The sequence below is a fragment of the Stenotrophomonas sp. genome (assembly GCF_059505245.1).
The window spans coordinates 20,984-27,324 of sequence record NZ_JCACKF010000043.1 but is presented as its reverse complement, the minus strand read 5'-3'; the positions used below and the strand labels follow the sequence as shown (position 1 = coordinate 27,324).

5 protein-coding genes and 2 tRNA genes are annotated in these 6,341 nt (G+C 67.5%); all 7 read left to right on the top strand.

Annotated elements, in window-relative coordinates; translation table 11 throughout:
* Nucleotides 1–209: 209 nt before the first annotated feature.
* Nucleotides 210–285: transfer RNA gene (locus AC5JLE_RS17520), tRNA-Gly, on the top strand.
* A gap of 138 nt (nucleotides 286–423) precedes the next feature.
* Nucleotides 424–1,530, top strand: a complete 1,107-nt coding sequence (locus AC5JLE_RS17515; protein WP_134967251.1) for an NAD(P)/FAD-dependent oxidoreductase — start codon at nucleotides 424–426, stop codon at nucleotides 1,528–1,530.
* A 117-nt stretch (nucleotides 1,531–1,647) separates the two neighbouring features.
* Nucleotides 1,648–1,723 (top strand) — tRNA-Gly (locus AC5JLE_RS17510).
* Nucleotides 1,724–2,090: 367 nt separating this feature from the next.
* Complete coding sequence (locus AC5JLE_RS17505) at nucleotides 2,091–3,554, top strand: TolC family protein (RefSeq protein ID WP_329858565.1); 1,464 nt, start codon at nucleotides 2,091–2,093, stop codon at nucleotides 3,552–3,554.
* A complete protein-coding gene (locus AC5JLE_RS17500; protein WP_032959316.1) occupies nucleotides 3,551–4,690 on the top strand; it encodes an ABC transporter permease in 1,140 nt (379 codons plus the stop codon). The genes AC5JLE_RS17505 and AC5JLE_RS17500 overlap by 4 nt, the downstream gene beginning before the upstream one ends.
* A 10-nt stretch (nucleotides 4,691–4,700) precedes the next feature.
* Nucleotides 4,701–5,429: an ABC transporter ATP-binding protein gene (locus tag AC5JLE_RS17495; protein WP_032959314.1), complete on the top strand. Its 729-nt coding sequence runs from the start codon at nucleotides 4,701–4,703 to the stop codon at nucleotides 5,427–5,429.
* Nucleotides 5,426–6,340, top strand: a complete 915-nt coding sequence (locus AC5JLE_RS17490) for an HlyD family secretion protein (protein ID WP_241884357.1) — start codon at nucleotides 5,426–5,428, stop codon at nucleotides 6,338–6,340. The genes AC5JLE_RS17495 and AC5JLE_RS17490 overlap by 4 nt, the downstream gene beginning before the upstream one ends.
* Nucleotide 6,341: the final 1 nt, after the last annotated feature.

The following is a 6,341-nucleotide window of genomic DNA, read 5'->3' as shown; positions in this document are numbered from 1 at the left end:
TAAGCGGGACGCCGAGGTGGCCCTCGGCTGCCCCTGACAAGACAGTTGCTACTGGAAATGCCGCATCCACGGAGGGGGCGGATCCATCGGTTTGCGGGGATGCCGTGGTAGATCCACGCCATGCATGGATACGCGGTGCAAGGCGCCTCGCAGGCCCCGGAAAAACCGCTTGACGCCATCCTTGGAACAGGTAGAATTTCGCCTCCCAAGCGGGAATAGCTCAGTTGGTAGAGCGCAACCTTGCCAAGGTTGAGGTCGCGAGTTCGAGTCTCGTTTCCCGCTCCAGATTCAAGAAGAACGCTCCCGGAAGGGAGCGTTCTTCGTTTGTGTGCAGGGCACTTCATCCCTGCTTCACCGCCACCCCATCGCCTCACCACGCGTGCTCGCGAAGCTGTATCTCCGTTCCAGCCCGGCGATGCCGCGATGCCTCATCAATCCTCTGCTTACGACCACGATGTGGTCATCGTCGGCGCCAGTTTCGCCGGTGCCGCCTGCGCCTTGGCCGCCGCGCAGTACGGTCTGCGCGTCTGCGTGCTGGAACGCAAGGTCGACCCCGGCGAGCGCCTGCACACCACCGGTATCGTGGTGAAAGAAGCGATGGAGGAGACCTGGCTGGGGCGCATGCCCGAACATCTGGTGGACCGGGTCGCAAACGTGCGCCTGTATGCGCCGAACCTTCGCAGCGTGTTGCTGGCCGCACCGGGCTATTACTTCCTCACCACCGATACGCCGAACCTGATGCGCTGGCTGGCCAGCGAGCTGCATGCGAACGGCGTCGACCTGCGCCTGCAGCAGTCCTTTACCGACGCCCATCGCAGTGGTGACGGCTGGCAGGTGGATGGGGCAGGGCGATGCGCCTATCTGGTTGGCGCTGACGGCGCACGCTCACGCGTGGCACAACGCACCGGGCTTGGCCAGGTGCGTGACAACCTCTACGGCGTCGAGCGTGAGTTCGCCGGCCTGCAAGTGTCGCAGGGCGATGCACTGCATTGCTTCGTCAGCAAGCGCTACGCACCGGGCTACATCGGCTGGGTCGCGCAGAATCCGACCGGGCTGCAGGTGGGATTGGCGCTGCGTCATGACCCGCAACAGGTACGGCCGCCGGATATCGATGGCTTCCTCGACCACGTGCGCAATGTGGTCGGCATTCCGCCTTCGGCGCGTCCCTCGGCCACCCGCGCCGGCTTGGTCCCGTGCGGCCGGCCGGATGGGCCCTTCACCGGCCAACGCGTGATCCTGACCGGCGACGCGGCAGGCATCGTCTCGCCGCTGTCCGCCGGCGGCATCCACTCCTCGTGGCGGCACGGCTGGGCGGTCGGCGAGGCGATCGCCCGGCATCTGCGCGGCCAGGGGCCGGACGCCGAGCGGGTGGCGCGGCAGGTGGCGCCGGCATTCCACGGCAAGCGCCTGCTGCGCTGGGCGATGGACCATCTGCAGGCCGACTGGCCGCTCAACGCACTGCTGCACACGGGGGCCACGCGGCGCATCGCCGAGCAGGTCTACTTCCACCGCCGTGGCCTGCGCACGTAAAGCGAGCAGGCAGGGGGCGCCTGAACGCCGTCCTTCGGTTCACGTGAAAATTCCTGTTGACGCCGTGCAGCAATATCGACACAATAGCGCTCCTTCGACGCAGGTCGAACGGAATCTGCGGGAATAGCTCAGTTGGTAGAGCGCAACCTTGCCAAGGTTGAGGTCGCGAGTTCGAGTCTCGTTTCCCGCTCCAGATTCAAGAAAAACGCTCCCGCAAGGGGGCGTTTTTCGTTTGTCATGACGTTGGCCAGGCGGGTCGCTACAGGCGGGCCACGACATTTTCATGGTGGGCGTGGTAAGTCTGCAGCTGGGGGGCGATTCCGACATTGGTGTCGCAATCGGCATGACGGGGGCGCAGCGATCGTGGGGACGATCGGAAGCACCTGGCACGAGGGGCTGCAACAGACGCAATGACCTGGAATCCGCACCAGTGTTCCGCCTGCTGCAGGCACTGAAAGGCTGGCGAAAGGCCTGCGCCGGCGTTGCCTGAACCGCACGCGTGCTGTGACCTTTTTCGGACCATTTCTCCATGTTCGCTCCACAATCGCACGGTAGCCTTCATGCTCCTTCTACACGTTGGCGGGCTGGTGGTCAGGCGTATCACTCCAGTGGCGGTGCCCAGGACCGGGCGCGGACTCTCCCTGCAGGCAGTGCTGCGACCCGGCGCGCTGCTCGCAAGCCTCGCATTGGCGGGCTGCATGTCGGTGCCGGTTCCGGATCTGCCTGACCGCACGCCCAGTACCTGGACCCAGGTGCCGCAGGGCCAGGGCGTGGCGGTGGACGCCAAACAGTGGTGGAAAGTGTTGTCCGACCCGGCGCTGGATGGACTGGTCGATCAGGCCATCGCCGGCAACCTCGACCTGCAGCAGGCCACGCTGCGCCTGCAGGCCGTGCGGATTGTCGCCGGCACGTCCGATTCGCGCTTCCTGCCGGAAATCACGGCCAGCGCCAAGCAGGTGCAGGATGCCGCTGCGGTCGACACCTACTTCCACGCGGGTATCGAAGCGATCTGGGACCTGGGCCTGTTCGGCGCCGCCGAGAGCGCGCAGTTGAGCGCGCAGGCGTCGGCCGGCAACGCCGAGGCGCTGCGTGGTGCCGCGCAGGTCGCGGTGATCGCCGACGTGGTGCGCAGCTATCTGGATCTGACCGTGGCGCAGGCCCAGCAGGACCTGTTGGCCCGCCAGCAGGCGGTGGACGATCGCGGCGAACAGTTGGCCCTGGTACGCCAGCGCCTGCGCCTTGATGAGCCCGGCGAACTTGATCGCCTGCGTGCACGCCAGGCAGCCACCCGCGCGGCCACGGCGCAGGCACGCGCAAACGCGGACAACGCTGCCCGTGCGTTGGCTTTGCTGCTGGGACGCGATGGCCCGGACCCGGCCTGGCGTGCCTATCGCACGCCGCCGACGCTGGGTGCGTTCTCGCTGCAGCAGGTCCCGGCCGATCTGCTGCGCCATCGGCCGCAGATCCTGCTGGCCGAATCGGAGGTGATGCAGGCTGCTGCCAGCAAGGGTTCGGCACGCGCCGCGATGTATCCGCGTGTCAGCCTCGGTGGCTCCATCCTGTACGCCTACAACCTCACCCAGAACGCCCGTTCCAATTCCGATTCCAGTCCGTCCATCGGCCCGTACATCGACATCCCGCTGTGGGACTGGGGCCAGCGACGCGCGCGCTTCCATGCCGATGAAAAGCAGCTGGATGCTGCGCTGCTCGGCTACCGCAAGGCGGTGCTGGAAGGTGTGAGCGAAGTGGAAGGCGCGCTCGGCAGCCTGGCGCGCCAGGACAGCAGCATCCAGTCGCTGCGCGCGGCCGATGATGCCGCCGGGCAACAGGTCAAGCGGCAGGCGCGGCAGGTGCAGCTGGGCCTGTCCAGCGAATTCGACGGGCTTGACGGGCAGCGTGCGGCACTCGCCGCGCAGGCCGACCTGATCGGTGCACAGGGTGCGCGCGTGCTGGCCTTTGCGTCGCTCTACCGCGCCCTCGGTGGTGCTCCGTTGCCTGTCGAGGGTGAGGGCGAATCGCAATGATCGCGCTGGCCCGCAAGACCCTGGCCTATGAATGGCGCCGGTTCCTGCCGGTGGTGCTGGCGATGTGCTTCGCCGGTGTGCTGTTGATCGTGCAGGCGGCACTGGTGCTGGGCATCTTCGGTACCGCTGCGATCTACGTGAAAGCGTCCTCGGCCGACATCTGGGCCGGCTTCCCCGGCACCCAGAGCGTCAACTACGGCCATGCGATCAGCGCCGACGTCGAAAGCCACCTGCGCATGGACCCGGATGTCACCCGCGTCGAACCCTACGAGTGGGTCGATGGCGAATGGCGCTCGGGCGCGCAGGGTACCGGCAACGTGTCGGTGTACCTGTCCGGCATCTCCACCGGCGATGACGCAATGATGTTCGCACGCATCCTGCCTGCCGACCTGCGCGCGCAGCTGCGCGAGCCGGGGGCGGTGATCGTCGACAGCGCCGACCTGGATACGCTCGGCGTGGACCTGCAGAGCAACCGTGCATGGATCAATGGCAAGGCGGTGCGTGTGGTCGCCGCGCAACCGGGCCTGCGTGGCCTCGGTGGCGTCAACGTGCTGGCCTCGCTGGATACCGCGCGTGCCATCGCCGGTACCGATCCGCACGAGGGCAGCACCTATTTCGTGGCGGGCCTGCGCTCGCCGGACCTGGCCGACCGCGTGCGCGACCGCCTCGCTGCGTCGATGGGCCAGGCCACGCCGGTCGAGTTCTGGACCGCGCCGGCGTTCGCCAGCCGTTCGCAGCAGTACTGGTTGTTCGACACCGGCGCCGGCATCGCGGTGCTGTTCATGGCGGTCATCGTCTGCTTCGTCGGCGCGGTGATCACCAACCAGTCGTTCGCCTCGGTGGTGGCTGGTTCGGTGCGCGAGTACGCCACGCTCAACGCGCTCGGCGCAGGTCGCTACGCGCTGGCACGGGTGGTATTCGAGCAGGCATTGCTGATCGGTGGCGTGGGCATGTTGCTGGCGGCGGCGTTCAGTACCGTCGTGCTGTTGATCGCACAGTCCCAGCGCGTGCCGGTGCAGCTGACGCCGATGGTCATCATCGGCTGCGTGGCGCTGGTCGCGGTGATGGCCATGCTGTCGAGCATCATGGCGGTACGCAGTGTGGTCCGCTCCGATCCATCGTTGCTGCTGCGTTGAGGACCGGCCGATGACCTCCAAACATGCCGTCGCCCCCACGTTGCAGGCCGACGCACTGGAAAAAGGCTTCATGTCCGGCGATGTACAGGTGCCGGTGCTGCGCGGCCTGTCGCTGGACATCTATCCGGGCGAATTGACCCTGGTCTCGGGCCCTTCGGGGTGCGGCAAGAGCACGCTGCTGTCGCTGCTGTCCGGCCTGTCCGCGCCGGATGGCGGTCGCGTGCACGCGCTGGGTCAGGACGTGGGGCACATGACCCGCGGCGAGGTGGAGCGCTTCCGCCTGCACCATGTCGGCTTCGTGTTCCAGGGCTTCAACCTGTTCCCGGCACTGACTGCGCTGGAGCAGGTGCAGCTGCCGCTGGGCTACCGCGGCATGCGCAATCGCGAAAGCGAGCCGCTGGCGCGCAAGGCGCTGGAAGAAGTGGGCCTCAGCCACCGCAGCCACATGCGCCCGGCGCAGCTGTCCGGCGGTGAGAAGCAGCGTGTGGCCGTCGCCCGTGCCTTCGCCAAGTCGCCGACGCTGATCTTCGCCGACGAACCCACCAGCGCGCTGGACGCCGAGAACGGCCAGCGCGTGATCGACATCCTGCACCGCTACGCACGTGCGCATGGCGCCACCGTGCTGTGCGTGAGCCACGATCCGCGCCTGATCCGGCATGCCGATCGGGTGATCGCCATGGAAGACGGCATGGTCCGTGATGACCGCCGCCAGAACGAAACCGTAGAGTCCGCCCCATGACCAAGACGTCGCACCTGCTTCCCCTCAGCCTGGCCCTGTCCGCGGCACTGCTGCTCGGCGCCTGTTCCAGGGACGCGCCCGCCCAGGCACCTGCAGGTAAAGCCAGCACTGCCACCGCCGGCAAGGTTGCGGTGGCGCGCGGCATCATCGATGTCGAGGGTGGCCTGATCGCGCTGGCGCCGCCGGTGGATGGTTCGATCACCGCCGCGTTGGTGAAGGAGGGCGCCACGGTGAAGAAGGGGCAGCTTCTGCTGTCGCTGGACGGTGCGCTGCTGCAGCAGGAAGTGGCGATGGCCACCGCTGATCTCGCACTGGCCAATGACCGCCTGAAGGGCAGCCAGGCGCAGCTGCGCGAACTGGAGCGCAATGCCACCCGCCTGTCCACGGGTGCGAGCGAAGGCGTGTCGTCCAACCAGCAGGCCGATGCGGCCAAGCAGCAGCTGGCTGGCGTACGCGCCGATGTCGACGTGGCCGGTGCGCAGGTCGACATGGCCCAGCACAAGCTGGAACACGCCAGGCTGAAACTGCAGCAGATGTCGCTGAGCGCGCCGGAAGCCGGCACCGTGGTCGGCCAGGTGCCGGGCCTCGGCGCCTTCGTGCAGGCCGGCAAGCCGGCGATATCACTGCTGCCGGCGCGCCCGCTGCAGGTACGTGCCGAACTCAGCGCGGCCTACGCCGATGCCGTGCAGGTGGGCATGAGGGCCACCGTGGTGCCAGACAGCGATGGTGCCGAGAACGCCAGCACGCTGCCGCCCGCACGCGTGGTACGCATCAGCCCGGTGTTCGCGCAGGCTCGCCTGCCTGAAGACGCGGGGCGTGGCGTGGCCAAGGTGGTGGAGTGCGTGCTGGAGTTCGATGGCGAGGCCAAGGCGCGCTTCGGCCAGCATGTGCGGGTGGAGTTCCGGAAGTAGG

What these genes read in the sequence shown, in the direction of transcription:
- AC5JLE_RS17515 (WP_134967251.1), top strand. Translation starts at nt 424, where the DNA reads ATGCCTCATCAATCCTCTGCTTACGACCACGATGTGGTCATCGTCGGC.
- AC5JLE_RS17505 (WP_329858565.1), top strand. Translation starts at nt 2,091, where the DNA reads ATGCTCCTTCTACACGTTGGCGGGCTGGTGGTCAGGCGTATCACTCCA.
- AC5JLE_RS17500 (WP_032959316.1), top strand. Translation starts at nt 3,551, where the DNA reads ATGATCGCGCTGGCCCGCAAGACCCTGGCCTATGAATGGCGCCGGTTC.
- AC5JLE_RS17495 (WP_032959314.1), top strand. Translation starts at nt 4,701, where the DNA reads ATGACCTCCAAACATGCCGTCGCCCCCACGTTGCAGGCCGACGCACTG.
- AC5JLE_RS17490 (WP_241884357.1), top strand. Translation starts at nt 5,426, where the DNA reads ATGACCAAGACGTCGCACCTGCTTCCCCTCAGCCTGGCCCTGTCCGCG.